Source organism: Oleiphilus sp. HI0128, from assembly GCF_001635365.1.
In genome coordinates, this window is record NZ_LWGG01000518.1 from 1 (window position 1) to 220 (window position 220).

1 protein-coding gene is annotated in these 220 nt (G+C 48.2%); it reads right to left on the reverse strand.

Annotated elements, in window-relative coordinates; translation table 11 throughout:
* Nucleotides 1-155: STAS domain-containing protein (locus A3763_RS30050; RefSeq protein WP_369823094.1), on the reverse strand; the 155-nt coding region annotated here is incomplete at its 3' end.
* Nucleotides 156-220: the final 65 nt, after the last annotated feature.

A 220-nucleotide genomic window follows, 5' to 3' on the forward strand; every position in this document is an offset into this window, starting at 1 on the left:
AAGTGCGTCATGCTCAACAGGTCATAGGTCTGCCCACGCGAACGAACGATCTCATAGGCCACACCTGCACCGTCTAGAAACTTCTTCATGACCAGCAACATTCCCAAACCGGAACTATCCATGTATTCGACATCATAGAGATCAACCTGAACCAGACGGCTGTCACCAACCTCCTTTTAGTAAGCTGATCGGAATTCGCTCTGCAAATGAAATGCGAAAC